The sequence below is a fragment of the Stenotrophomonas sp. 28608_Sma genome, assembly GCF_056486185.1.
Map to the genome: position 1 here is coordinate 2,526,797 of NZ_CM151308.1, position 23,481 is coordinate 2,550,277.

The window sequence follows — 23,481 nt, forward strand, 5'->3', positions numbered from 1 at the left end:
TGCTCAGGGTGTCAATACGATCTTGCGGCAGTCGTCGTCCTTGGCGTCAAACATCGCGTAGCCCTGCGCCGCATCGGCCAGTCGCATCCTGTGCGAGATGATGTCGCCCGGGTCCAGCTTTCCTTCCATGATTGCGTCGAGCAGTTCCGGCATCAGTCCCTGCACATGGGTCTGCCCCATCTTGAACGTCAGCCCCTTGTCGAACGCGTCACCCAGCAGGAAGCCATGGATGAAGCCGGCGTAGACGCCTGGGATGCTGACCACCCCGCCGCGGCGTGCAGCTGCAATACATTGCCGGATCGCCACGCCGCTGCTGCCTTCCAGCTTTACGGCGGTCAACGCTGACTCCAGCGCACTGCCCTCGGCCTCGAAGCCCACCGCCTCGATGCAGGCGTCCACACCCCGTCCACTGGTCTGGGCGAGGATGAAATCGGCCGGGTCTTCGATCTCGTTGAAATCAATGGGGGTCACCCCGTAGGCGCGGCGCGCATAGTCAAGGCGGTACCGAAGATGATCGATCATGAAGATGGTCTCGGCCCCCAGCAGGCGGCAGCAGGCCGCGCTCATCAGCCCGACCGGGCCCGCACCGAAGATGGCCACCGTTGAGCCCGGCTTCACCCCTGCGTTCAGCGCGGCCTGGTAGCCGGTGGGCAGGATGTCAGACAGGAACAGGACCTGCTCGTCGGCCACGCCTTCCGGAATACGTAGCGGGCCCACATTCGCCTTGGGCACGCGCACGAACTCCGCTTGGCCACCGGCAACCCCACCGTACAGATGGCTGTATCCGAACAGCGCGGCCGGCGGCAGAAGGCCCTTCTGATTCAGCGCCGCGCCCTTGCCGGTATTGGTGGTTTCGCAAGCGGCATACTCGGCCAGCCGACAGTGGAAGCACTCACCACAGGCGATCACGAAGGGAATCACCACCCGATCCCCTGGCTTTACCTGAGTAACGCCGCTGCCGACCTCTTCCACGATGCCCATGAATTCGTGGCCGAGAACATCGCCATCGTGCAGATCCGGAATCTTGCCCCGATACAGATGCAGGTCCGAGCCGCAGATGGCGGTAGCGGTAACACGCAGGATCAGATCGTCATCAGCCGCCAGTACCGGGTCCGGCACGGTCTCGACGCGTACATCCTTGCGGCCGTGGTAGGTCAATGCCTGCATCGCGGTTCTCCAGCAAGAGGGGGTTCCAGCATCGCAACACCCCCCTCCCCCTGCGGTGACATCCCGGTGTGCATGGTGTTCATTTCGCGACGTCACCGCGTTAACCGGATTGATTGCACGCTTCAACCTCCTGCTGCAGGAGCAACCCATGACCGACAAGCTCCCCTTCAATCCGACCACGGACGTGGATGATCAGTCGAAGGCACATACGCCGGACAAGCGGCGCAATGATCGAGCCAGATGGAAGGAGCACGACATGCCCGACGATGGCGATGGGCCCAAGGCTGTACCCGAGGACTACGAGCGTCCTGATCCCGATCCAACAGGGAAACGTTGAGACCGCCTCACATACTGGATGCGCCGGATTCACAGCTCATGGCCCGCTGGCGGCGCAAGCTTCATCATGGCCATTGAAACAGCCTGAACGAGGTGTTGCATGTGGAAGCGCAACGGTCTCTCGCTGGTGCTGCTTGTGCTCACCGTTGTATTCATTGGTGGGCAGGCAATTGCGGGACATCACGTGCACAACCAGGAGCTGCTGCAGCACGGACGCACGCCGATCGATCTCTGGCACTACCTGGCAACCGGGCATTTCGTCAGCGCCACATTCGAGAACTGGGAGAGCGAATTCCTGCAGATGGGGATGTATGTCCTTCTGACAGTGAGCCTTCGCCAGCGCGGTTCGGCCGAATCGCGGCCCTTGGACCCTGCGCAGGAACAGAATCGCGTCGAGCCGGGGCCCACGCCCTGGCCCGTGAGGCGTGGTGGCGCATGGAAAATCATCTATGGCCATTCGCTTGCCATCGCCTTCGGCCTGTTGTTCCTGGCCAGCTTTACGCTGCACGCATTGGGAAGCTGGCGAGCCGAGCAGGCCGAGCAGCGGCTGCAGGGCTTGCCAGTGCCGGGCTTTCTCGAGCACCTGGCCAGCAGCACGTTCTGGTTCGAATCGATGCAGAACTGGCAAAGTGAGTTTCTGGCCGTGCTGTCTCTGGTTGTGCTGACCATCTTCCTGCGCCAGAAGGATTCGCCACAGTCCAAGCCGGTCGAAGCGCCGCATGCGCAGACAGGAGATTGAGGCATGGCACGCCGCCCTTCTACCGCCCTGCTGATCATCGACATGTTCAGTCGTTTCGACTTCCCAGGTGCAGACGCGCTGGCGCCAGCGGCAGAGAACGCGGCCCGGCAGATCCGCCGCCTGAGAGACCACTTCGATGACCAAGGGTGGCCAGTCATCTATGCCAATGACAACTTCTCAGATTGGAAGCGGGACTTCCGCCAGCAAGTGGAGCAGTGCCAGAGGGACGGGGGGACGGCTGCCCGAATTGCCACAACCCTCTCCCCCCTGCCCGGCCACTATTTCGTGCTCAAGCCCAAGCACTCGGCGTTCCTCGCGAGTCCCTTGCCGATTCTGCTGGCCAAGCTGGGAGTACGCCGTCTTTGCCTCACTGGCATGACGGCCGACTCGTGTGTCCTGGCCACGGCGCTGGACGCCAACGCCAGGGAGTTCGAGGTCGTGGTGGCATTGGAAGCTGTGGCGGCGATGCCCTCGCAGAAACGGCGTGCACTGGCAGTGCTGGCAGACTCGGGCGCAGCCCGGGTCGTCCGACTTTCGTCGCTGGTCTCTGCGTAATCGGCAGGATCAAATCGAGGCAGTTCAGGCCCGGTCCGCTACACCCTGTACACCGGCATGACCGGCGCAATGTGCACAGCAGAAGATCTGGCCCTTTCCTTCAACGCCATGCCCGATAACCGCGCAGTTGCAATGTGCGCAGCGCGGCGCGAATGCATGGATCGCGCATTCGAACGAATCGAAGGTTCCGCTGCGTCCGCCCTGCTGCAGGGTGAAACTCTTGTCGTAGTTGTTGCCGCAGACATCACAGGTGGCCATGTGGCACCCCTTTGTGTGTAAGGAAGGGGGAGTGTGGTGAGTGCGGTTGTCGGTGGCCGTGAACGCAGTGTGTCCAGAAGGTCCAGAATACGCATTGCAAGGTGCTCGTAAAACGTGCCCCGCCCAGTTGACGGGTGGACTATCCATGCGTGCGTTTTGCCTGGTCAAACGCTTGCCGCGTTCTGCATCGGTGGGACTTCGGCACGTTTCCGGATCGGTAGCGAAGAGGCCGCACGCGAGGGGCCGGCTGCAGAACGTGCAGCTGGATCTGAGCCCGGCGCCGCTGCAGCTGCTGGGTGCCTATAGCCACCGGCGCTCGGTCACCGCGCGGGTTCGGGCGCTGCTGGAGTTCATCCAGGCTCGGCTGCAGGGCGGCGATCCTGTTCCAGTGAGCCCATCGCGGCTGTGATGCCGGACGGTCATCGAGGCAACATCGACCTAGACCCGCAATGCCTCCAGCACCAGGCTGAACGCCGGGGAAGGCTGCCGCCTGCTCGGGTAATACAGATGATAGCCGGGGAACAGCGGGCACCAGTCCTCCAGTACCCGCACCAGGCGGCCGCTTTCCAGATGGGGGGCCAGCTCATCAACGGGCAGATGCACCAGGCCCAGGCCGTCAAGCGCGGCATCGATCATGTGCGGTGACGTGCTGAACACCAGCGGGCCATCCACGCGCACATTGATCTCGCGACCCTTCTTCTCGTACTCCCACACATACAGTCCACCGCTGGTGGGAAGACGGATGTTGATGCACCGGTGACCAGTCAGATCGCCCGGCACCTTCGGCATTCCGTACGCAGCGAAGTAGCCCGGCGTCCCTGCGGTGGCCATGCGCAGGCGTGGGCCGATGGGCAGGGCGACCATGTCCTTGTCGATGGATTCGCCAAGGCGAACACCGGCGTCGAAGCGGTCGGCAACGATGTCACGCAGTGCATAGCTGACGTCGAACTCGATGCGGATGTCCGGATAGCGGTGCAGCAGCGGCATCAGCTTGGGCAGCAGCACCGTGCGCAGTACGTGGTCGCCGCTGGTGATCCTGACCTGCCCGGCTGGCGTGTCCCTCAATGCAGTAAGGGCTTCGAGCTCCATTTCGATGTCGTCGAAGTGGTTGCCGATCGACTGCAGCAGGCGCTCGCCTGCCGTGGTCGGCGAAACGCTGCGCGTCGTGCGGGTCAGCAGCCGGATGCCGAGACTCTCTTCCAGGGTCTTGATGGCCTGGCTCAGTGCGGACTGGGTAACCCCCAGCACGCCCGCCGCGCGGGTAAAGCTGCCCTCCCGCGCTACGGTCACGAAAGCCAGCAGGTCATTGAAGTTGCGTCGTGCCATGCGTGCAGTGTGTCACAGGAATTAATTAGCACAACTAATTGAGCCATTCGCAATTGATTATCTAATCAAACACCCGCGCGTGGTCCAGACTGGCCCCCTCCCCCACCACGGGAGCTCCGGCAGCCGGAGCTTTCCGCCGTCATCGCCATTCTGGGCCTGGAAACCTTCATGAGTTCACTCAATCTCCCCCCGACCGGGGCGAGCACGGCCGCGCCTGTCCGCTCGGCATCTCCCAGGGAATGGGGTGCCGTGCTGGCCCTGTCACTCGGCGCCTTCGCGCTGGTCGCTTCCGAATTCATGCCGGTCAGCCTGCTGACGCCCATCGCCACGGACCTGCGGGTCAGTGAAGGCCAGGCCGGACAGGCCATCGCGGTGTCCGGCGGGTTCGCCCTGGTCACCAGCCTGCTGGTCTCGCCACTGGCCGGACAGCTGGACCGCAAATGGCTGCTGCTGGGCCTCACTACCGCAATGATCCTCTCGGGAACGCTGGCGGCACTGGCGCCCAGCTTCCCGGTGTTCATGCTGGGCCGTGCGCTGATCGGCGTGGCCATCGGTGGCTTCTGGGCCATGTCGGCGGCCACCGCCATGCGCCTGGTTCCTTCGCACCAGGTGCCCCGCGCACTGGCCATCGTCAACGGCGGCAACGCGCTTGCCACCGTCATTGCGGCGCCGATGGGCAGTTACTTCGGCGCCATCATCGGTTGGCGCGGTGCGTTCTTCTCGCTGGTGCCGGTGGCTGTGGTGGCTCTGCTGTGGAAGATCGCCGCGCTGCCATCGATGAAGGCGACCGCCGGTCGCGCTTCCTGGAATGTGTTCGCGCTGTTGAAGCGCCCGCCGGTGGCGTGGGGCATGGCGGGCGTGAGCCTGTTCTTCATGGGCCAGTTCTCGCTGTTTACCTACCTGCGCCCGTTCGTGGAAGGCACGCTGCACGTATCACCTTCGACGTTGTCGCTGTTGCTGCTGTTGATGGGTGCTGCGGGCCTGGCCGGCACGTTGTTGATCGAGCCCTTCGTGCACAAGGCACTCTTCCGTACACTGGTGCTGCTGCCCGCACTGATGGCCGTGGTGGCGGCGTGCATGATCCTGCTCGGCAACACGCTGCCGAGGGTGGCGGTGTTGTTCGCCCTGTGGGGCCTGCTTGGCACGTCGGCGCCCGTGGCCTGGTGGTCGTGGCTGGCCCGCACCCTGCCCGATGACGGCGAGGCCGGTGGCGGCCTGATGGTAGCCGTGGTGCAGATGGCCATCGCCATCGGTGCGACCGTGGGCGGCCTGCTGCTGGACCACCAGGGCTACCGTGCCACGTTCTGGTTCAGCGCTGTCCTGCTGCTGGGCTCGGTGGTGACGTCTTGCATCGCTGCGCGCTCGGCGCAGCACCATCGCCTGCCTGTCCATTCCTGAAGGAGTTCCCCATGCACTACACCTCTCTGGGCCGCTCGGGCCTGAAGATCAGCCGGCTGGGTCTTGGCACCATGAACTTCGGCGAGCTTGCCGACGAGCCGACCAGCTTCGCCATCATGGATGCCGCCGTGGATGCCGGCATCAACTTCTTCGACAGCGCCGACGTCTACGGCGGACCGCAGTCGCCGGACATGGCGCAGGGCTTCGGCCTCTCCGAAGAGATCATTGGGCGCTGGCTCAAGCGCAGTGGCAAGCGTGATGGTCTGGTACTGGCGACCAAGGTGTACCAGCCGATGGGGCTGGGCCCGAATGATCGCCGGTTGTCGGCGTACCACATCCGCCGCGCCTGCGAGGCCAGCCTGCGCCGACTGCAGACCGACCACATCGATCTGTACCAGATGCACCATGTGGACCGGGCCACGCCATGGGAAGAAATCTGGCAGGCCATGGAACAGCTGATCCGCGAAGGCAAGATCACCTACGTGGGCAGCAGCAACTTTGCCGGCTGGGACATCGCCACCGCACAGGGCGTGGCCACCGCGCGGCACACCTTCGGCCTGGTGGCCGAGCAGAGCCTGTACAACCTGACCCAGCGCACGGTGGAGCTGGAAGTGATCCCGGCCCTGCGCTACCACGGGCTGGGCCTGATCCCCTGGAGCCCGATCGGCATGGGCCTGCTGGGCGGCGTGCTGAAGAATGTCGCCAATGGCCGACGCGCTACCCCGCACCTCCTGCAGCGTATCGAACAGCTGCGTCCTCAGCTGGAAGCGTATGAAGCGTTCTGCGATGAACTGGGTGAGGCGCCCGCCGCCGTGGCGCTGGCCTGGCTGCTGCACAACCCGGTGGTGACCACCGCGCTGAGCGGGCCGCGCACGGTGGACCAGCTTTTGCAGAACCTGAAGGCCCCTGCGCTGAAGCTCTCAGATGTTTCACTGGCTCGACTGGATGCGATCTGGCCTGGCCCCGGTGGCGAGGCGCCCAATGCCTACGCCTGGTAATCCCCCAACTCCTGGAGTACTCCCCATGTCCATGCTTCTCGGTACGTTGATATCCATGGCTGCGCCTGCGACCGGCGGCGGCCCGGCCAGCGATGATCTGAGCATAGCGCCTGCTGGCAGCGCATCGTCCGTGGCGGGCCCCGCTGACTACTTCACTGGCAACGTGCGCATCGATGGCGGGTTCCAACGCCCTGCGCCGGCACGCGTAGGAGGTGCAACGGTCACCTTTGAGCCCGGCGCACGCACGGCCTGGCACACCCACCCGCTGGGCCAGACCCTCATCGTGACCGCAGGCGTGGGCTGGGTGCAGCAGTGGGGTCAGCCACGCCAGCAGATCCGTCCGGGGGACACCGTGTGGATCGCCCCGGGCGTGAAGCATTGGCATGGTGCAAGTGCCACAGTGGCGATGACCCACATCGCGATTGCCGAGGCGGTTGATGGCAGCCCGGTGACGTGGCTGGAGAAAGTAAGCGACGAACAGTATTCGGAGATGCGCGAATGAAGACGCTGATGCTTTCTCTGGTCCTCGCGGCCATCCCCCTCACTGCAGTTGGACAGGACATGGCCCACGGCGCGGACAACTTCTATCGCAGCACCCAGCTCACCAGCGAGAAGGTGCGCTTCAACAACCAGTACCACATGCAGATCGTCGGCAATCTGTACGTACCGAAGAACCGCAGGCCTGGGCAAGCATTGCCCGCGATCATCGTGGGCCATCCCATGGGCGCGGTGAAGGAGCAGAGTGCGGATCTCTACGCACAGAAGCTGGCTGAACAAGGCTTCGTGACCCTGGCTATCGACCAGTCATTCTGGGGTGAAAGTGCGGGCGAGCCCCGCAATGCAGTTGCGCCGGACATCTATGCCGAGGCCTTCAGTGCAGCCGTCGATTACCTGGGCACGCAGCCACAGGTGGATCGCGAACGGATCGGCGTGCTTGGCATCTGCGGCAGTGGCAGTTTCGTGATCAGTGCGGCCAAGATCGACCCGCGCATGAAAGCCATTGCTACCGTCAGCATGTACGACATGGGCGCTGCGAACCGCAGTGCCCTCAACCGCTCGCAGAGCGTTGAGCAGCGCAAGGCCGTGATTGCTGCTGCCGCGCGCCAGCGTTGGGTCGAAGCCGAGGGCGGCGCCGCACAGTACACCTCCGGCACGGTGCATAGGCTTGAGGCAGATACTCATCCGATCCAGCGCGAGTTCTACGACTTCTACCGCACTTCGCGCGGCGAGTTCACGCCGACTGGTTCATCACCGCAGCTCACCACCCACCCGACGCTGACCAGCAACGTGAAGTTCATGAACTTCTATCCGTTCAACGACATCGAGACCATCTCCCCGCGTCCGATGTTGTTCATTGCGGGTGATCAGGCGCATTCAAAGGAATTCAGTGAGGAGGCCTACCGGCTGGCGGGACAGCCGAAGGAACTGCTGTGGGTGAAGGGTGCAGGCCATGTGGATCTGTACGACCGCACCGATCTGATTCCGTTTGCAGCGCTGGGAGCGTTCTTCCGGAAGAGCCTGGACGGAAGCATGTGACAGGCCAACGCCCCCCCTGGCCTCACCCCGTCCGCAGCATCGCCACCAGCAACCCCATCAGGGCACTCCCCGCCGCCAGACTCAGCCACACCCTCCCAACACTGCGGGCACTGAAGACGCCCACAGCAACGGCAATGAACAGCACGAACCCCAGCAGTGAACTGGCCAGGACCGAAACGGACGTCCTTACCCCCACCAGCGCGGGCAGCAACAACGCCAGTGCCGCAGCGGTAACGGCGGTGAACACGTAGCCGCCCAGCGAGGCGGCCAGCACACGGCTCGCCACCTGCCAGCGATAGGCCGCTTCCCGCCCGGCCGGAGGCTTGGCCGTACGCGCCGCCTCCGGTGCCCGGGGCCAGCGGCGCTGCAGCATCAGGGCCATTCTTGCCAGCATCAACCCGAATGCCAGTGCGACCAGCTCCACGCCGGCCTGCTGCCACGCGCCCCGCTGCAGATACATCAGCAGCCCCTGCCCGGTGGTTGCCATGTTCACCAGCGGCAGCGCCAGGCACAGTGCTGCAGCCAGCCACAACTGCTCGATCCAGGCCAGGCGCGGTGGGCGCCACAGCGCGTGCAGCACCGAGGCAGCGCAGGCAGCAAGAAAAATGCGTATTTCCCATGCGCTGCGATCGCTCATTCCCAATGGCAGCAACCGATTGCCATGCAGGTAGACGATGCTTGCCAGCGCCACCCCGACCAGCGATGCCACGTTGAAGGCTTCCACGCAGCGGTAGATGCCCGCCGTGGCCGCGCCGAACTCATGCTCGCTGCGCTTGCGCCGCTTGATGGAGAACAGCAGCGTGCCGATGGCGATCATCGCCGTGCCCAGCAGGCCGCTGATGAAGTACAGCCACTTCATCGGCCAGCCGCCGAAATCGGCCTTGTGCAGTGCTTCGATGGTTTCGTGCACCTGTACGGCGCCAATGACATGCGGATGTGCACCATGCTGTTGCAGCAGCGCGCCGCTGGCAGCATCGAACGCCGCCCGGCTGGCCTCGGTCAGCAGATGCCTGTCTGCGCGCCCCACGGGCTTGCGACCGATCACCTCCACCACGCTGTGCACGGTGCCGGGCGCCTGGATCACGATCAGTGCCGGTGGCTGCCCGCTGATGGCGTGCGCGCGTGCCAGCAGTTGCTGCAGGTCCGGCAGTTGCGCGGTGGATACCAGGATGCCTGGCGGAGCTGGCTGCACAGGCGCCAGCTCGGCTTCGTAGCGCGCATAGGCGTCATCGGCATCGCCATAGGCCGCATGCACCGGCCACGGCAGATAGCTGCTGTAGAAGAAGGTCAGCCCGGTGTAGCCGATCATGAACAGGAACGGCAGGGTCAGCACGGCACTCAGGTTGTGCGCATCCAGCCAACTGCGCTGTCCCTTGCCCGGGCGGAAGGTGAAGAAGTCCTTGAAGATGCGTTTATGCACCACCACGCCGGACACCAGCGCCAGCAGCATGCAGGCCGTGATCCAGCCGACCAGCCAGTAGCCGGCCATGCCGCCGTGCAGGGTGTAATGGAAGGACATGAAGTGGCGCCCGCCTTCGGTTTCCCGAAGACGAGGTGGAGGCTGTGGCATGCCGGTGCCGGCATCCACCCAGCGTTCGTGCGCGGTGCCGTCGCCATCCTCCCATGACAGCTCCAGTGGCCAGCCCGGCTGGGCAGGCCAACGGATCTGCCATTCCCGGGCATCGGCGGCGTTGGCAGCCAGCCAGTGCTGCGCACGTACCGCCTGCATTCCCGTGTCCACCGCCGGCGAGGAGGCCGGCACGGGGCCGGCCTCCATCCATCGCGTGATCGGCTCACGGAACACGCTGAGCGTGCCGGTCAGGAAGATCGCGCACAGCAGCCAGCCACAGGTGAGGCCGCACCAGGTGTGCAGCCACGACATGCTCTGCCGGAAGCCCGCTTTCATGCCTGCCCCGTGGCGGGCAGGCCGTTGCCCCGCCGGTTGCGGAAGGTCACAGCGAGCCGCGCAGCGTCAGCATCACATTGCGGGGTTCGCCAAAGAAGTTGCCGCGGCGGATCTGGCTGATCATCGCGTAGTAGCGGGTGTCGAACAGGTTGGCTACGTTGACGCCCACGCTCCAGCGCGGATTGATCCGGTAGCCGGCACGCAGGTCCCACACGGCACGTCCCGCTGCGCCCATGCGCCAGTCCGGGTCGTCGTAGGCCGGATAGGAATAGCTGCTCTGTGCCGATACACCACCGCCCACGGAGAACGCGTTCCACTTGCCCGGCAGCTGGTAGGACGTCGACAGGCGCAGCAGATGGCGGGGCGTCTCGGCGCTGATGGTCGCGCCCTCATCGTCGCGGCTGGTGACGTGGGTATAGCCCGCCATCATCTGCCAGCCCGGCGCCAGTTCGCCGCTGGCCTCCAGCTCAAAGCCCTTGCTGCGCAGCTTGCCGCCATTGCGGTAGCAATCGGACGACGCCAGCGAGCCACGGCAGCTGCCCGGGTCGGATTCGTCCACCACGGCGTTGCCGGTCTTGCGGATGGAGAACACTGCGGCGGAGACATTCAGGCGGCCATCGTTCAACTCACCCTTCACGCCCAGCTCGTAGTTGGCGCCGATGGCCGGATCCAGCACCGAGCCGGACGCGGTGACGTACGAGCTCTGCGGCTGGAAGGTATCGGCGTAGCTGGCATAGACCGACCATTGCGGACCCAGGTCGTAGACAAGGCCGGCGTACGGGGTGAATTCGTGCTTCTGTTCGTAGTCGCGGCTCTTGGCGCCGGTGAAGCCATCGCTGGACTGGTACTTCACCCAGCTCAGCCGGCCCCCCAGCGTGAGGTGCAGCGGTTCTGCCAGCTGCAGGCGCAGGTTGCTGTACACGCCGCTCTGCTGGGCGCGGGCGTTTTCTGACCAGTCCCACGCGGGCTGCAGCGGCTGCGCGATGGCGCTGTGGTCGGGTGCGTAGACATCAATCGGCACGTCGATGGCCAGGTCCGCCGAGCTCTGGCGGGTACGCTGGCGCGACCACATCGCGCCCAGCAGCAGCTGATGGCTGCGGCCGAAGGCGTCGAAACTGCCGGTGGTGTGCAGGTCGATGCCATCACTGCGCACGCGCGAGCGGTTGAAATAGATGTCATAGAAGCGCGAACCGATGCCGCTGGCGCGGTCCACCCCGCCCAGCGGAACCGCGACACGCTGGTCCAGGTCCGACTCGGTGCGGTTCACCGACAGGCGTGCCTTCCAGCGTTCGTTGAAGCGGTGCTCCGCCTCTGCAAAGGCTTCGTCGACGGAGCCCTCCTGCCGGTTCCAGTCCTGGATGAGCGAGGTGGAACGCTTGATGTCCAGCGCACCGCCATCGGTGTAGCGCGGCAGGCCGAACAGCCAGTAGCCGTCGGTGTCACTGGCCTGATGGCGCAGGCCGAAGGTCAGCGTGGTATCCGTGCCCAGATCGGCATCGATCACCCCATAGGCCACCGGCGTCTTCGATGAGGTGCCCCGCTGGAAGTAGTCGCGGTCCTGATAGGCGGCGACCAGTCGGCCGCGCACGCTGCCGGTAGCATTGAGCGGGCCACCGCCATCCACCTCGACGCGGTAGTTGTCCCACGAGCCCACGGTTGCGGCCAGATCCAGATGAGCCTGGTCGCGCGGGCGCTTGCGCACCATGTTGATTGCTCCGCTGGGGTCGGCTGCACCCAGCATCATGCCACCAGCACCGCGCAGCACTTCAACGCGCTCCAGTACCGCGGTGTCGATCGGCAGCCAACCCACGGGGGCATAGACGATGCCGGCCACGCCGTCGACCAGATAGTTGCTGTCGTCCACGGTAAAGCTGCGGATCGAGAACTTGTGGTTGCCGAAGTTGCGGGCGGTCTTGGTCACACCCGTGGTCTGCGCCAGGGCCTCGTCCAGCGTGGTGAGGTTGCGGTCGTCCAGCTGCTGGCGGGTGATCACGCTGACCGACTGCGGGGTCTGGCGGATGCTCTGCCCCAGCTTGCCCAGGCTCAGTTCACGTGCCGTGTAAGCGCCATCGCTTGGGGCATTGGCGGTCACGTTCACCGTCTGCAGGGTGGTCTGGGCCTCCTTGCTGCGCGCAGGCGCTGCTGCTTCCTGGGCCAGGGTGAACACGCCCGGACGGGTGGCATTGACACGCACTCCACTGCCCTCCAGCAGGCGCGCCAGTGCTTCCTGCGGCGTGTAACTGCCGGTCAAGGCCGGAGCGCGACGGCCCGCCACCGCCGATTCGCTGAACAGCACCTGCTGCCGGGACTGCTCGGAAAAGCGGCGCAGTGCGGCATCCAGCGGTTGCGCCGGAATATTGAACTGCACGCGTGCAGCCGGCTGCGACTGTGCAATGGCCGGCGCTGCCAGCGCGCTGGAAATGCACAGCGCCAGCAACGGCAGCCGCTTGGCGTGTACCCCCGTAGAGAACGCGCCAGCAACAAGTGCGCGCTTGATCTTCATGTACCCCATTACCGCTCCATCATGCTTGGCCGCTACTGGCCTCACTGGGGTAAACGGAAAATGGCGGTGGGGTGGGAACCCGCGCCGGAAGAAATTTTCGTTCCGGCGTCAGCGGGTCACAGGCCGTTCGTCGATGCGATAGCCGCCCTGCGCATTGCGGGTCACCTGCACGGGCAACAGATCCGGCAGCGCTTCCAGGAAGGTGGCCGGGGCATCGGTGGCTGCGTAGCCGGAGACCGGCAGGAACTTCAGCCCTGGCTGTCCCAGCGTAACGGGATGGCCCAGATACTGCCCCACCTCCTGCGCCACTTCGTCCAGCGGCGTGCGCCGGAACACCAGGCGCCCGTTGCGCCAGCCGCCAATGCTGTCTGCGCTGGCGGCAATGGAGCGGTAGGCGGCTGTAAGCGTGGTAACGGCCAGGCCTTGTTCGGCGTGCAGGCTGACCGGCGCGGTGCCTTCGGCGCGATCCGGCTGTACCCGCACGTGCCCATGCAGCACCTTGACCACGACTTCGCCCGGCCCATTGCGCACATTGAAGGCCGTGCCGACCACCGTCACCCGGCTGCGCTGGGCATCGACGGTGAAGGGACGGTCGGCCGCCGGGGCGACCTCGAAGAACGCCTCGCCCTGGCTGAGCACCACTTCACGGCGGGATCGATAGAAATGCACGGCCAGCGTGCTGCGTGCATTGAGCGAAATCCGTGAGCCGTCCGGCAATTGAAGATCACGTATCTCGCCCGCGCCGGTGGCCACGTCCTTTACGTAGCTGGGCGCGGTGTACCAACCGTAGCCGACGTACCCCAAGGCCAGCATTGCCACGGCGGCAGCCGCCGCAATGCGGGGCAGGCGCCACGAGCGAGTGTGCCGCACCGCCCTGCCCCGCCGTTGAGCGGCAGGCGCAGGTACTGCTGGGGTGATCACCGCATGCGCGTCCGAGGCCAGTACGGGGCGCGGCAGCTGGCCGAAGTCGTCCCACGTTCTGGCCACGTCGGCGAACGCCTGTCGGTGCGCTTCGCTCTCGGCCAGCCAGTGCTGCAGGGCCGCCTCTTCTTCCGGTTGCCAGTCCGCATCCTGCCGCCGCACCATCCACGCGGCGGCCGCCTCATGCAGGGCAAACGGGTCGGAACCTGCGGCAGAAGGGAGATCGGTCATCGGCAGGGAAAATCAGCATCGATGGCAGGCGCCAACGCCTCGCCCGCCTTGATCGGGCGATGCAGTTCCTGCATCTGTGCCAGAGATGCATAGCGTACCCGCACTTCGCAGTAGGCAACCGCTCGCGACAGGTGCTTGACCACCATGCGGCGGGAGATCTGCATGCGAGCGGCCACGTCCTCCTGGGTCAGCCCATCGAAGCGGCAGAGCACGAATGCCTCGCGTTGACGCTCGGGCAGCTCGGCCAGCGCTTCTCGCAGGCGCTCCAGGCGCTGCCGCTGGGCGCTGAGCTGCAACGGGCACTGTGATTCATCGCTGGTGATGGCCTGGCCCGCATCCTCGGCATCTGCCAGTGGCAGGGTCTGGAGACGGCGGCCTGCGGTGTGCTCACGATACTCATCGGCCACGGTGTTCATCACCGTTCGCCGGAAATAGGCGCCTTGCTGGTCGCACGAGGCCAGTGCAGGGTTTGCCGCCAGCCATTTGACTGCACCGTCGTGCAGGGCGTCCTCACCGTCCGCACCTCTGACACGCGCAAGGCTGCGCAGAATGGGCCCGCGCCAGCGGGCATAGGCTTTCGCAAGGAGGTTCCCGCCCATTGGCGAGGCGTCTTCCGGAATGCCCGCCTCCGTGGACGAGGCCCGATCCGCGTTGCTGCCCGTGCCCCGGCCTAGCGTGGACACATCACCCTCAGGGCAAATGCCAGCGGTCTGCACAGGTGGGGCGGGGAATTCACGTCGGGAGCCGGAGTTCTGGCCGCCATAGGCGGCGGAAGGGGTGGGATGTCGCAAGTGTAGTGAGAGTCATTTGCAATTGGAACCACTTGCCCCGCCCCGGCGCCGTAATGAAATGCAAGCAGCAGCTCACCAGTGATGGTGCTGGACGCCAGCGGGACCTGCCGAATGCGTTGATTGCGGGCATGCGGGTTGATTGGAGCCTGTAGGGACAAGGGGGGCCGGCCAGCGGCCGGCACTACCCTCTGGGGCTATTAATGTGACGCGTCACGACGGAGCTGGTTTCAGCCTGCGACCCCAACCCCTTTAACTGCCTCGCCCAGTCGCAACGAGGCCAGATAGCGGCAGTACTTGCCGACGAAGAGGCCGGTGAACCCACCTGCCAGCAGGAGATAGGCGGCACTGAAGCCAGCGTTGGCGGTCAGCGACGGCGACACTGCAAATGCAACTTCGAAGCCGTACTTCACCAGGAAGGTGACCAGCAGCAGCGGCAGCAGGCTGAAGTCCGCGCTGCGCCAGAGCTTTCCGGTAGCGCCATCCAGGGTCAGCTTCACGTGGCCCAGCAGCAGCCATCCCAGTGCCGCACCGGTGCCGATGCCGGCCAACCACTCGCCCCGGGCGGTCGGCGACGCACCGAAGCGATGACTGATCGACCACGCGCCCCACACAGCGAACAGGACGGGCACGATCGCCAGCCTCTGCAACGAAGTCTCACCCGGTTTCATAGCCGCGAGGCCACGCGTGACCAGAAACGCCAGGAGCAGCCAGACCCAGATCGGCGTCTGCGAGGTGAGTTGCTGGAGCATGTTCATGAGCGGTCGCCTTGGTGGTTGGTGGCGAGGTGCCCTCGCCTTGGCGCCCACTATTCGCTTCCGCCCGGGTTGCAACCAGTGACAGCTGTCAGTCTTCGGGGGTTACGGGACGATTAGTGGGCGCACCCAGGACGCTCTCGATCCAACCCACATAGCGCGATACCCGAACGTTGTGCACCACCTGTCCGTAGAAGCCGGCCTCAAGGGCATGCTCGGGAACGGCGGTGATCCAGGAGCCCAGCCCCACCAGCTGCCAGACGCCGTGATCCTTGATCACCAATGGGCCGCCGCTGTCCCCGTTACCGAGCACGCCTTCCAGTGGGAGGCCCTGTGGCGGGGCATCGAACCGATACCAGAGATAGCGATCATTGCCGCCGGTAATGGCGTTGTATGCCCGCCGCAGCGTGGTGCGATGCGGCCCGCCCGGCACCAGTCCAACCGTACCATTGCCAGTGGCGCCCTTCCCGATCAAGGCGGCGATCTGCGTGACTTCGGCGCTGCCGCGATACAGCGCCACGGGCTGCACGTCGTTCACGGGCGCTGCGAGCCGGATCAGTGCAATGTCATCCGACCCGGCCAGGAAGGCGTGGATCTTCGCAGGATTTCCCGTTGCCAATGCCTCCTTGCCCAATGCGTCAGGCATTCTCCGGTAACCGGGGTGCAGGAATACGCGTTCCACGCCGTAGTCCTTCCCCTTGATGGTGATGGTCTGCCCCATCCCCTCCATCGGTGCGGCATGCGCTGCCGTCAGCACCCACTGCGGCGCGATCAGAACGCCTTGCCCTTCGCCCGGCATGTCGGCCAGGGCCGGAAACGCGGATCCATCGATCCGGTATCGGGCATCGTCCACATCGTGGCGGATGACCACGGCCCCAGCATCGAACGGCAGCGTGGCAAGCGCCAGAAACAGCCAGCGGATCATGAGTGCCTTCATCCTTGCGGTCAGTTGCTGCAGCCTAGCCGAACACCTCCGGCGAAGGGGAAACGTCCGACCAACCTCCCATGTTCGACGACGAATGCCGCAGAACCTGCCCCGAAGCCGGGGCGGCCACAGGGCGTTAACAGCTGCGCTCTATGCTGGTGCCTCATTGGAGACCCATGAGGTACGACCATGACCAAGCTGCGCACCCTGATGTTGACCGGCTGCCTGCTGGCACTGAGCTCACTGGCCTCAGCCGAGACCGTGAACCTGACCAACAGTGCCGACGGCGCCAACCGCGATGCGGGCATCGCTGCGGTCAAGAAGAAGCTGCAGGAGGCGTGCGCCGACCGCAAGGGCTCACCCGATGCGGCTTCGTTCGAAGTGGTCTTCGAGAAGACCAGCGAGAACCCGAACGTACCAAGCCGTACTACGTGGACGGCAAGATGAAGTGCGAACTGCCGGGCTGAAGGGCCCGGCCACGCGATCATCGATAGAGCATCAGACGCTGGCGGCCGACGTGCGCTGCCGGTACCGCTCGATCCAGTCCAGTGACGGCGCAATGCCGCCGAACGGGAAGAAGTGCGGGCTGATCTGGCCGTGCCCGGCCGTCAGCCCACTCACCAACCGATCCACAAACACCTCCGGCCCCGCCGTTCCCAGCAGCCGACCGATCGAAATGCCATACCGCGCCAGCATCGATGCACTGGCCACCACGCCGCACATCGCGGCGTAGCGGGCCAACCGCGCAATGCTGGCCGGCCCCGGCACGCCCACCAGTACCGGAACCGTGATGCCACGGGCGCGCAGCGCATCCAGCCAGGCCAGCACGATATCGGCATCGAAGGCGAACTGGGTGACGACCAAGGGGGCCATGCCGCGCGCTTCGATGGCCTGGCATTTACGCCCAAGCACCTCCCAGCGATCGTCAGCGCTCATCACCGGGTGGCCTTCCGGGTGCCCGCCGATACCAACGACCTTGATCCCGGAGTGCTCCAGAAGACCGGTCTGGATGATTGAAGCACTGTCGGCAAACGGCCCGGCGGGTGTGGCCAGGTCACCCGCGACCAGCAGGCAGCGGGTGATCCCGGCTTCGCTGGTGGCGCGCTCCAGAAAGCGCTCAAGCGCTGCGTGCGAGCCGATGCGGCGGGCGGAGAGATGCGGCATCGGCGCGAAGCCGAGCTCGCGCACCGTGCGTGCGGCGGCCAGGCGTGCATCGTCGTCCTCGCTGGCCAGCCAGGGAATGGAGATGACCGTGCCGCGCCGGATGCGGGCCGCCTCGGCGCGCAGTGCCGGCATGGCCTTCGCGCTGACTTCCAATGAAAAGGCGTTGATGAAGGCGTCCGCCTGCGATGAGGTACCGGCCGGCATCAACGCGCTCCGCCCACATTGCCGGCAATCGGCGTGCTGTTACGCGCCAGTTCGACGAAGGCCTGCAGGTAGTCGATACCGGTATCGGCCTCGCGCGCGCCCAGGTAGATCTGCTTGGGAATGCCCTTCGCCCCCAGGCGCACCGGCACCACGTCCATGCGTGCGGCATATTCCTCCACCAGCCAGCGCGGCATGGCGGCCACGCCACGGCCGCTGGCCACCATCTGCATCATGATGTCGGTGGTTTCGATGGTCTTGTGGCGCCGCGGCGTAATGCCGGCCGGCAGCAGGAACTGGTTGTAGATATCCAGGCGCTCGAACGGAACCGGATAGCTGATCAGCACTTCCTGGCCGAGCTGGCGCGGCTTTACGTGGTCCACCTTGGCCAGGGCGTGGCCCTTGGCCACCACCAGCACCTGCTCGTAGTCGAACACGGGCACGAACTTCAGGCCCGGCTTCAGCAGTGGATCGGGCGTGACCAGCAGGTCGATCTCGTAGCCGAACAGCGCGCCGATGCCACCAAACTGGAACTTCTGCTTGACGTCCACATCCACGTCCGGCCACGCCGCCAGGTAGGGCGAGACGATCTTAAGCAGCCACTGGTAGCACGGGTGGCATTCCATGCCGATGCGTAGCGCGCCGCGCTCGCCTTGGGCGAACTGGCCCAGCCGCTCCTCGGCCAGGTCCAGTTGCGGCAGCACGCGGTTGGCCACCGCCAGCAGGTACTGCCCGGCCTGGGTCAGGCGCAGGCTGCGGCCTTCGCGCAACCAGACATCGGTGCCGAGCTGCTGCTCCAGCTTCTTCATGCTGTGGCTGAGGGCTGACTGGGTCAGGTTGAGCACGCCGGCGGCAGCAGTCAGCGAGCCCTGTTGCTCGACCTGCTGCACGATGCTGAGGTGGATCCGTTCCAACATGACGATGAATACCGCTCATGGATTGGTGAAGTAATACCATTTTACGTCATGGAAGGGCATGACTAGGATCGGGTCATGCCTTCGGTTGCCTGCCAGCCCGGTCACCTCGCCGGCCTGCAGGACTGCGCCCCCGCAGATTGCCCGAAGGAGCCCCTCCCCTGCTGAAAGCGAACAGATGACCCGCCCCCTCCGTATCGTCGCCGTTTCAGGCGGACTGCAGCGCCCCTCCAGGGCTGCAACCCTGGCCGAGCACCTGCTGGACCTCATCGGCGAGGACGTTGCCTGCGAGCCGCACCTGATCGAGTTGGGCGAACTGGCGCCGCAGCTGGCCGGTGCGCTGTGGCGCTCGCAGCTGCCCGAGGCTGTGGAGCGGCAGCTGGTGGCCGTTGAACAGTCAGACGTACTGGTGGTGGCCACGCCGGTCTACCGCGGTTCGTACACCGGCCTGTTCAAGCACTTCTTCGATTTCATCCACCAGGATGCGCTGGTCGACACCCCCATCCTGCTGGCCGCCACCGGCGGCAGCGAGCGCCACGCACTGGTGATCGATCATCAGCTGCGGCCGCTCTTCAGCTTCTTCCAGGCGCGCACCCTGCCCCTCGGCGTCTACGCCACCGACCGCGATTTCGCCGAGGGCCGCGTGCACAACGACGCTCTGATCCAGCGCGCACGGCTGGCGGTGCAGCGGGCGATGCCCCTGCTTGCCCTGTCCCATCGCATAGCGCCTGCCACTGCCGAGACCGCTGCAGTCCTTTGAATGCCGAATGCCAGCGACCCGCATTCGGATGTCACCTCCGCAACCCGGAACGCCGCCCATGACGACCGAGAACTTCACCTTCAGCATCACGCGCATCCCTTTCAACGAGGACTACCAGCCCGCTGACGGCACGCGCATCACCACCAACTTCGCCAACCTCGCTCGCGGCGAGTCCCGCCGGGAGAACCTGCGCAACACGATCAGCATGATCAACAACCGCTTCAACGATCTGGCGCACTGGGACAACCCGAGTGCGGACCGCTACGCCGTCGAGCTGGACATCATCTCGGTGGAGATGCACATCGATGGAGCCGACGGCAGCGATCCGTTCCCGCTGATCGAAGTGCTGCGCCCGACCATCGTCGACACGCACACCGGCGCGCGCACCGAGGGCATCGTCGGCAACAACTTCTCGTCCTATGTGCGCGACTACGACTTCAGCGTGGTACTGCCGGCCAGCAACGAGGGAAAGGCCACCTTCGGCATTCCGGAAGGCTTCGGTGATCTTCACGGCAAGCTGTTCCAGCACTTCCTGGAATCGGAGGCCTACCGCGCCAATTTCAGCAAGGGGCCGGTAATCTGCATCAGCGTCTCCAGCAGCAAGACCTACCATCGTACCGAGAACCACCATCCCATCCTGGGCGTGGAGTATCGCCAGGGCGAGTTCTCCCCCACCGACCAGTACTTCGACAAGATGGGCCTGCAGGTGCGCTATTTCATGCCGCCGGGCAGCGTCGCGCCGCTGGCGTTCTACTTCCAGGGCGACCTGCTGGGCGACTACTCGAACCTGGAACTGATCGGCACCATCAGCACGATGGAGGCATTCCAGAAGATCTACCGGCCGGAGATCTACAACGCCAATTCCGTGGCCGGCAAGGTCTACCAGCCCAGCCTGAAGCACCAGGACTACTCCTCCACCCGCATCGTCTACGACCGCGAAGAGCGCAGCCAGCTGGCGGTCAAGCAGGGCAAATTCACCGAAGAGCACTTCATCAAGCCGTATCGCGCCGTGCTTGAGCAGTGGGCTGCCCGCTGATCCACCGATTCTCCATTCGCCCCAGGACACAGAACGCAATGTCGACGAAGAAACTGCTCCCCACCTCCACCGCCGGCAGCCTGCCCAAGCCCTCCTGGCTGGCAGAGCCCGAAAAGCTCTGGTCGCCCTGGAAGCTGCAGGATGAAGGACTGACCGAAGGCAAGCAGGATGCCCTGCGCCTGTCCCTGCAGGAACAGCAGCACGCCGGCATCGATATCGTCAGCGACGGTGAGCAGACCCGGCAGCACTTCGTTACCACGTTCATCGAGCACCTCAACGGCGTCGATTTCGAGAAGCGCGAAACCGTGCGCATCCGCAACCGCTACGACGCCAGCGTGCCGACCGTGGTCGGCGCCGTGAGCCGCCCCAAGCCGGTGTTCGTGGAGGATGCGAAGTTCCTGCGCCGGCAGACCACGCAGCCGATCAAGTGGGCCCTGCCCGGCCCGATGACCATGATCGACACCCTGTACGACGCGCACTACAAGAGCCGAGAGAAGCTGGCCTGGGAATTCGCGAAGATCCTCAACGAGGAAGCGAGGGAGCTGGAAGCCGCTGGCGTCGACATCATCCAGTTCGACGAGCCCGCCTTCAACGTGTTCTTCGACGAAGTGAACGACTGGGGCGTGGCCGCACTGGAGCGTGCGATCGAAGGACTGAAGTGCGAGACTGCCGTGCATATCTGCTACGGCTACGGCATCAAGGCCAACACCGACTGGAAGCAGACGCTGGGCTCGGAATGGCGCCAGTATGAAGAGTCGTTCCCGAAGCTGCAGACCTCCAACCTCGACATCATCTCGCTGGAATGCCACAACTCGCACGTGCCGATCGATCTGATCGAGCTGGTGCGCGGCAAGAAGGTGATGGTGGGTGCCATCGACGTGGCTTCCAGCACGGTGGAGACGGCTGAGGAAGTGGCCAACACCCTGCGCAAGGCGCTGCAGTTCGTGGATGCCGACAAGCTCTACCCGAGCACCAACTGCGGCATGGCGCCGCTGGCCCGTGACGTGGCACGGGGCAAGCTGCGTGCGCTCAGCGAAGGGGCCAGGATCGTGCGCGAGGAGCTCTCGGCGTAACCGCTGAAAGAGATCAGCGTCCGGACCTCTGTGCGGGGTCCGGACGCATCGGCACTCAGCGCTTGCGCGCGCGTCGCTCGGGGCACTCCTTCGGATCGAACAGATCGTAGGTCTGCTTGATGGCCAGATTACGGATCGCCCTGCGATTTCCCTGCGCTGCAGCCTCACAGGTCCAGTAGATGTCCTCATCCTGGTCCTTGGGCACCCCATGCCCGATGGAGTACAGGTATCCCAGCTCGGCCTGTGCAGGCGCGTAGCCCGCCATAGCCGCCTTGCGATAGAGGTCGGCGGATCGTGCCTCATCCTTCTCTACGCTGATACCCTTGGCATGCATCAGGGCGAGCCTGGTCTGCGCCTCCACATCACCGCCATCGGCAGCCGCTGTGAGTGCTTCAACCGGGCCAAATGCGCCGGGCGTGTCCATCTCGGCACACCATACCTCGTTCTCCTTGCGATTCAGGCACAGCTCCAGACGGGCCTCCTTGACTCCCGCCAGGCCGAGCTCCTGCACGGCTGCCCTGGCATACCACTGCATGGCCTGGGCCTCGTCTTTCGTGAGGCCGGCGCGTCCCTTCTGATAGAGATTGGCAAGGCTGTACTGCCCGGCCGGCGAGCCGAGTTCAGCGGCTCGGCGGAGCCACAGGACAGCTTGGGCATCATCCTGCTGCGGGCCCAGGCCCTGCAGGTACATGATCCCGAGATCGGACTGTGCGTCCGCATTGCCCTGATCGGCAGCCTTGCGTACCCAGTGCAGGGCCTGAGCGGAATCCTTCGGCACGCCATTGCCTCGCAGATACAGCACACCCAGCATGGACTGTGCCGGCGCATAGCCCTGATCGGCCGCCTTGCGGTACCAGTCCGCTGCCTTCGCTGCGTCCCTGTCGACGCCTGCGCCGCGCAGATACCTGTCCCCAAGTTCATTCTGGGCTTCCGCGTTGCCGGCCTTCGCCGCAGCCATCACGCGATCCCGCTCGGCTGCGTTGTCATTGCCAAGTGCCGGCGTGCTGCAGGCCAGGGCAGCCAGTCCCGCACAGAGTGCGACGCGCCGCAGGGCGCCAATCCATTCTTCCGTGAACGTCTGCATTCTTGATCAACTCCAGATGGATGCCGCAGGTAGACCCGGCAGGTGCCTTGGTCAGCAAGTGATCGGGGCCGGGGGCGGCATTATAGGTGCGCGCAGGACCACGTGGCCGAGGTTCTATCTGGGTAGCGGGCGTGCCTGCTCCTGCGCTCGCGACATCGCAGGGGTCCGTCTCAGCGCCAGCGCCTCCTTGATCCGGCCCATCTCGCGCGACCCGGCCTCGGCCAGGCGGCGGGCCTGCTGCCGCTGCTCCCGCGTGAGCGCGGAAGGTGGTGGAGTACCGGCATCCAACAGCCGCGCCACCGCATCGCGCAACCGCAACTGCGGGCAGAGCCGGGCGGCGCACCAGCGTTCGGCGTAGCGCTTGGCCTGCCGCGCATTCGCGGCAGCCACCACCTTGGTCTGTGACATTTTCCGCGCGTCGAGGAACAGGCGGACGCCGAGCACGGCATGCGGCACGACGTTGGCCACACAGCGGCCGTTCCACCACAGGTCCCAGCGGTCACCGCTCTGCACCCAGCCGGAGGGCCGGGTAGCGGTCATGAAATCGGGAGGGCTGGAGGGTGAATGCATGGCCCGAAGAATACGGTCGGCCGTCGCATGGAATGAGATTGCGGATTTGCGCTGGCGACCTCTCAACGCTTCTGCCGTAGCGAAGCCCTCTCACCACTCTGGGCCGAGCAGCTTCTCCACCTCGGTTTCGAGCTTCTTTGCGGCTTCGGCCTGCGAGGCTACCTTGATGCACAGCCCGGACTGCGCGGGACCCGGAGTCAACTGGTAGCGGTTGATGGTGCCGCCGCCGTCGCCATCCAGCTCCACCCGGGCCACCAGGGTTCGGCCGTTGGCATTGAAGATCCAGTCCCGGTATTCGGACATCGTTGATTCCATGCGTGACACTTTGAGTGGCCTT

Annotated in this window: 25 protein-coding genes and 1 pseudogene; 12 read left to right on the plus strand and 14 right to left on the minus strand. The window is 65.1% G+C overall.

Annotated elements, in window-relative coordinates:
* Positions 1-3: 3 nt before the first annotated feature.
* On the minus strand, positions 4-1,167 hold the full coding sequence (locus ACZLHH_RS11915) for a zinc-dependent alcohol dehydrogenase (RefSeq protein WP_180844341.1): 1,164 nt from the start codon (positions 1,165-1,167) through the stop codon (positions 4-6).
* Positions 1,168-1,315: 148 nt separating this feature from the next.
* Between ACZLHH_RS11915 and ACZLHH_RS11920 the strand changes: the two genes are divergently transcribed.
* The 3 genes from ACZLHH_RS11920 to ACZLHH_RS11930 all read left to right on the plus strand — a co-directional run bounded on the left by ACZLHH_RS11920 (position 1,316) and on the right by ACZLHH_RS11930 (position 2,797).
* Positions 1,316-1,504, plus strand: a complete 189-nt coding sequence (locus tag ACZLHH_RS11920; RefSeq protein WP_080355380.1) for a hypothetical protein — start codon at positions 1,316-1,318, stop codon at positions 1,502-1,504.
* Positions 1,505-1,603: 99 nt separating this feature from the next.
* On the plus strand, positions 1,604-2,242 hold the full coding sequence (locus ACZLHH_RS11925) for a DUF6766 family protein (RefSeq protein ID WP_071228258.1): 639 nt from the start codon (positions 1,604-1,606) through the stop codon (positions 2,240-2,242).
* Between the two features lie 3 nt (positions 2,243-2,245).
* Positions 2,246-2,797 carry a cysteine hydrolase family protein gene (locus ACZLHH_RS11930; protein WP_049463411.1) on the plus strand — a complete coding sequence of 184 codons (552 nt, stop codon included), beginning with the start codon at positions 2,246-2,248 and terminating at the stop codon, positions 2,795-2,797.
* A gap of 24 nt (positions 2,798-2,821) precedes the next feature.
* Here the strand turns inward: ACZLHH_RS11930 and ACZLHH_RS11935 are convergent, their stop codons facing one another.
* A complete protein-coding gene (locus ACZLHH_RS11935; protein WP_049463413.1) occupies positions 2,822-3,055 on the minus strand; it encodes a hypothetical protein in 234 nt (77 codons plus the stop codon).
* Positions 3,056-3,311: 256 nt separating this feature from the next.
* Here ACZLHH_RS11935 and ACZLHH_RS11940 point away from each other — a divergent pair, with 256 nt between their 5' ends.
* Positions 3,312-3,464: a hypothetical protein gene (locus ACZLHH_RS11940; RefSeq protein WP_197572999.1), complete on the plus strand. Its 153-nt coding sequence runs from the start codon at positions 3,312-3,314 to the stop codon at positions 3,462-3,464.
* A 29-nt stretch (positions 3,465-3,493) separates the two neighbouring features.
* On the opposite strand, the gene ACZLHH_RS11945 is transcribed toward ACZLHH_RS11940, so the two are convergent.
* Complete coding sequence (locus ACZLHH_RS11945) at positions 3,494-4,381, minus strand: LysR family transcriptional regulator (RefSeq protein ID WP_049422289.1); 888 nt, start codon at positions 4,379-4,381, stop codon at positions 3,494-3,496.
* Positions 4,382-4,549: 168 nt separating this feature from the next.
* Here ACZLHH_RS11945 and ACZLHH_RS11950 point away from each other — a divergent pair, with 168 nt between their 5' ends.
* Genes ACZLHH_RS11950 through ACZLHH_RS11965 form a run of 4 tightly spaced genes read left to right on the plus strand, consistent with a single transcriptional unit; the run spans position 4,550 to position 8,313 of the window.
* Positions 4,550-5,779, plus strand: coding sequence for an MFS transporter (locus tag ACZLHH_RS11950; protein WP_180844275.1), 1,230 nt, complete (start codon positions 4,550-4,552; stop codon positions 5,777-5,779).
* A gap of 11 nt (positions 5,780-5,790) precedes the next feature.
* A complete protein-coding gene (locus ACZLHH_RS11955) occupies positions 5,791-6,777 on the plus strand; it encodes an aldo/keto reductase (RefSeq protein WP_180844276.1) in 987 nt (328 codons plus the stop codon).
* A 25-nt stretch (positions 6,778-6,802) separates the two neighbouring features.
* Positions 6,803-7,279 carry a (R)-mandelonitrile lyase gene (locus tag ACZLHH_RS11960; RefSeq protein ID WP_180844277.1) on the plus strand — a complete coding sequence of 159 codons (477 nt, stop codon included), beginning with the start codon at positions 6,803-6,805 and terminating at the stop codon, positions 7,277-7,279.
* Positions 7,276-8,313 (plus strand): alpha/beta hydrolase, encoded by a 1,038-nt coding sequence (locus ACZLHH_RS11965; RefSeq protein WP_049422285.1) that lies wholly within the window; start codon positions 7,276-7,278, stop codon positions 8,311-8,313. Before ACZLHH_RS11960 ends, ACZLHH_RS11965 begins: the two co-directional genes overlap by 4 nt.
* 22 nt (positions 8,314-8,335) lie before the next feature.
* On the opposite strand, the gene ACZLHH_RS11970 is transcribed toward ACZLHH_RS11965, so the two are convergent.
* The 6 genes from ACZLHH_RS11970 to ACZLHH_RS11995 form a co-directional block, all read right to left on the minus strand.
* The gene (locus tag ACZLHH_RS11970) at positions 8,336-10,219 is read right to left on the minus strand and encodes a PepSY-associated TM helix domain-containing protein (RefSeq protein WP_180844278.1); all 1,884 of its coding nucleotides are present in this window, start codon (positions 10,217-10,219) and stop codon (positions 8,336-8,338) included.
* A 46-nt stretch (positions 10,220-10,265) separates the two neighbouring features.
* On the minus strand, positions 10,266-12,722 hold the full coding sequence (locus ACZLHH_RS11975; RefSeq protein WP_258014029.1) for a TonB-dependent siderophore receptor: 2,457 nt from the start codon (positions 12,720-12,722) through the stop codon (positions 10,266-10,268).
* A gap of 108 nt (positions 12,723-12,830) precedes the next feature.
* Positions 12,831-13,874, minus strand: coding sequence for a FecR family protein (locus ACZLHH_RS11980; RefSeq protein WP_180844280.1), 1,044 nt, complete (start codon positions 13,872-13,874; stop codon positions 12,831-12,833).
* Positions 13,871-14,473: an RNA polymerase sigma factor gene (locus ACZLHH_RS11985; RefSeq protein WP_258014045.1), complete on the minus strand. Its 603-nt coding sequence runs from the start codon at positions 14,471-14,473 to the stop codon at positions 13,871-13,873. Before ACZLHH_RS11985 ends, ACZLHH_RS11980 begins: the two co-directional genes overlap by 4 nt.
* A 419-nt stretch (positions 14,474-14,892) precedes the next feature.
* Positions 14,893-15,420, minus strand: coding sequence for a DUF6622 family protein (locus ACZLHH_RS11990; RefSeq protein WP_180844281.1), 528 nt, complete (start codon positions 15,418-15,420; stop codon positions 14,893-14,895).
* An 88-nt stretch (positions 15,421-15,508) separates the two neighbouring features.
* The gene (locus ACZLHH_RS11995; protein ID WP_180844282.1) at positions 15,509-16,342 is read right to left on the minus strand and encodes a S1 family peptidase; all 834 of its coding nucleotides are present in this window, start codon (positions 16,340-16,342) and stop codon (positions 15,509-15,511) included.
* Between the two features lie 189 nt (positions 16,343-16,531).
* On the opposite strand from ACZLHH_RS11995, the pseudogene ACZLHH_RS12000 reads away from it, so the two are divergent.
* Positions 16,532-16,809, plus strand: a pseudogene (locus ACZLHH_RS12000) (hypothetical protein).
* Between the two features lie 31 nt (positions 16,810-16,840).
* Here the strand turns inward: ACZLHH_RS12000 and ACZLHH_RS12005 are convergent.
* Both ACZLHH_RS12005 and ACZLHH_RS12010 read right to left on the minus strand, forming a co-directional pair.
* The gene (locus ACZLHH_RS12005) at positions 16,841-17,710 is read right to left on the minus strand and encodes a methylenetetrahydrofolate reductase (protein WP_180844283.1); all 870 of its coding nucleotides are present in this window, start codon (positions 17,708-17,710) and stop codon (positions 16,841-16,843) included.
* The gene (locus ACZLHH_RS12010; protein WP_071228280.1) at positions 17,710-18,624 is read right to left on the minus strand and encodes a LysR family transcriptional regulator; all 915 of its coding nucleotides are present in this window, start codon (positions 18,622-18,624) and stop codon (positions 17,710-17,712) included. Before ACZLHH_RS12010 ends, ACZLHH_RS12005 begins: the two co-directional genes overlap by 1 nt.
* 175 nt (positions 18,625-18,799) lie before the next feature.
* Between ACZLHH_RS12010 and msuE the strand changes: the two genes are divergently transcribed.
* The 3 genes from msuE to ACZLHH_RS12025 are packed head-to-tail and all read left to right on the plus strand — an operon-like array spanning position 18,800 to position 21,490.
* The gene (gene msuE, locus ACZLHH_RS12015) at positions 18,800-19,381 is read left to right on the plus strand and encodes an FMN reductase (protein ID WP_134951244.1); all 582 of its coding nucleotides are present in this window, start codon (positions 18,800-18,802) and stop codon (positions 19,379-19,381) included.
* A 58-nt stretch (positions 19,382-19,439) separates the two neighbouring features.
* Positions 19,440-20,417 (plus strand): DUF1852 domain-containing protein, encoded by a 978-nt coding sequence (locus ACZLHH_RS12020; RefSeq protein WP_071228282.1) that lies wholly within the window; start codon positions 19,440-19,442, stop codon positions 20,415-20,417.
* Positions 20,418-20,455: 38 nt separating this feature from the next.
* The gene (locus ACZLHH_RS12025; protein WP_049422263.1) at positions 20,456-21,490 is read left to right on the plus strand and encodes a methionine synthase; all 1,035 of its coding nucleotides are present in this window, start codon (positions 20,456-20,458) and stop codon (positions 21,488-21,490) included.
* A gap of 55 nt (positions 21,491-21,545) precedes the next feature.
* Here the strand turns inward: ACZLHH_RS12025 and ACZLHH_RS12030 are convergent, their stop codons facing one another.
* The 3 genes from ACZLHH_RS12030 to ACZLHH_RS12040 form a co-directional block, all read right to left on the minus strand.
* Positions 21,546-22,574, minus strand: a complete 1,029-nt coding sequence (locus ACZLHH_RS12030) for a tetratricopeptide repeat protein (RefSeq protein ID WP_180844284.1) — start codon at positions 22,572-22,574, stop codon at positions 21,546-21,548.
* A gap of 114 nt (positions 22,575-22,688) precedes the next feature.
* Positions 22,689-23,210, minus strand: coding sequence for a hypothetical protein (locus ACZLHH_RS12035; RefSeq protein ID WP_258014030.1), 522 nt, complete (start codon positions 23,208-23,210; stop codon positions 22,689-22,691).
* A gap of 24 nt (positions 23,211-23,234) precedes the next feature.
* A complete protein-coding gene (locus ACZLHH_RS12040) occupies positions 23,235-23,447 on the minus strand; it encodes a hypothetical protein (RefSeq protein WP_012511105.1) in 213 nt (70 codons plus the stop codon).
* Between the last annotated feature and the right edge of the window lie 34 nt (positions 23,448-23,481).

What these genes read in the sequence shown, in the direction of transcription:
- ACZLHH_RS12005 (WP_180844283.1), bottom strand. Translation starts at nt 17,710, where the DNA reads ATGCCGGCCGGTACCTCATCGCAGGCGGACGCCTTCATCAACGCCTTT.
- ACZLHH_RS11945 (WP_049422289.1), bottom strand. Translation starts at nt 4,381, where the DNA reads ATGGCACGACGCAACTTCAATGACCTGCTGGCTTTCGTGACCGTAGCG.
- ACZLHH_RS11985 (WP_258014045.1), bottom strand. Translation starts at nt 14,473, where the DNA reads ATGGGCGGGAACCTCCTTGCGAAAGCCTATGCCCGCTGGCGCGGGCCC.
- ACZLHH_RS11915 (WP_180844341.1), bottom strand. Translation starts at nt 1,167, where the DNA reads ATGCAGGCATTGACCTACCACGGCCGCAAGGATGTACGCGTCGAGACC.
- ACZLHH_RS12020 (WP_071228282.1), top strand. Translation starts at nt 19,440, where the DNA reads ATGACGACCGAGAACTTCACCTTCAGCATCACGCGCATCCCTTTCAAC.
- ACZLHH_RS12040 (WP_012511105.1), bottom strand. Translation starts at nt 23,447, where the DNA reads ATGTCCGAATACCGGGACTGGATCTTCAATGCCAACGGCCGAACCCTG.
- ACZLHH_RS11920 (WP_080355380.1), top strand. Translation starts at nt 1,316, where the DNA reads ATGACCGACAAGCTCCCCTTCAATCCGACCACGGACGTGGATGATCAG.
- ACZLHH_RS12030 (WP_180844284.1), bottom strand. Translation starts at nt 22,574, where the DNA reads ATGCAGACGTTCACGGAAGAATGGATTGGCGCCCTGCGGCGCGTCGCA.
- ACZLHH_RS11990 (WP_180844281.1), bottom strand. Translation starts at nt 15,420, where the DNA reads ATGAACATGCTCCAGCAACTCACCTCGCAGACGCCGATCTGGGTCTGG.
- ACZLHH_RS11975 (WP_258014029.1), bottom strand. Translation starts at nt 12,722, where the DNA reads ATGAAGATCAAGCGCGCACTTGTTGCTGGCGCGTTCTCTACGGGGGTA.
- ACZLHH_RS12010 (WP_071228280.1), bottom strand. Translation starts at nt 18,624, where the DNA reads ATGTTGGAACGGATCCACCTCAGCATCGTGCAGCAGGTCGAGCAACAG.
- ACZLHH_RS11960 (WP_180844277.1), top strand. Translation starts at nt 6,803, where the DNA reads ATGTCCATGCTTCTCGGTACGTTGATATCCATGGCTGCGCCTGCGACC.
- ACZLHH_RS11970 (WP_180844278.1), bottom strand. Translation starts at nt 10,219, where the DNA reads ATGAAAGCGGGCTTCCGGCAGAGCATGTCGTGGCTGCACACCTGGTGC.
- ACZLHH_RS11930 (WP_049463411.1), top strand. Translation starts at nt 2,246, where the DNA reads ATGGCACGCCGCCCTTCTACCGCCCTGCTGATCATCGACATGTTCAGT.
- ACZLHH_RS11995 (WP_180844282.1), bottom strand. Translation starts at nt 16,342, where the DNA reads ATGATCCGCTGGCTGTTTCTGGCGCTTGCCACGCTGCCGTTCGATGCT.
- ACZLHH_RS11935 (WP_049463413.1), bottom strand. Translation starts at nt 3,055, where the DNA reads ATGGCCACCTGTGATGTCTGCGGCAACAACTACGACAAGAGTTTCACC.
- ACZLHH_RS12025 (WP_049422263.1), top strand. Translation starts at nt 20,456, where the DNA reads ATGTCGACGAAGAAACTGCTCCCCACCTCCACCGCCGGCAGCCTGCCC.
- ACZLHH_RS11955 (WP_180844276.1), top strand. Translation starts at nt 5,791, where the DNA reads ATGCACTACACCTCTCTGGGCCGCTCGGGCCTGAAGATCAGCCGGCTG.
- ACZLHH_RS11980 (WP_180844280.1), bottom strand. Translation starts at nt 13,874, where the DNA reads ATGACCGATCTCCCTTCTGCCGCAGGTTCCGACCCGTTTGCCCTGCAT.
- ACZLHH_RS11965 (WP_049422285.1), top strand. Translation starts at nt 7,276, where the DNA reads ATGAAGACGCTGATGCTTTCTCTGGTCCTCGCGGCCATCCCCCTCACT.
- msuE (WP_134951244.1), top strand. Translation starts at nt 18,800, where the DNA reads ATGACCCGCCCCCTCCGTATCGTCGCCGTTTCAGGCGGACTGCAGCGC.
- ACZLHH_RS11950 (WP_180844275.1), top strand. Translation starts at nt 4,550, where the DNA reads ATGAGTTCACTCAATCTCCCCCCGACCGGGGCGAGCACGGCCGCGCCT.
- ACZLHH_RS11925 (WP_071228258.1), top strand. Translation starts at nt 1,604, where the DNA reads ATGTGGAAGCGCAACGGTCTCTCGCTGGTGCTGCTTGTGCTCACCGTT.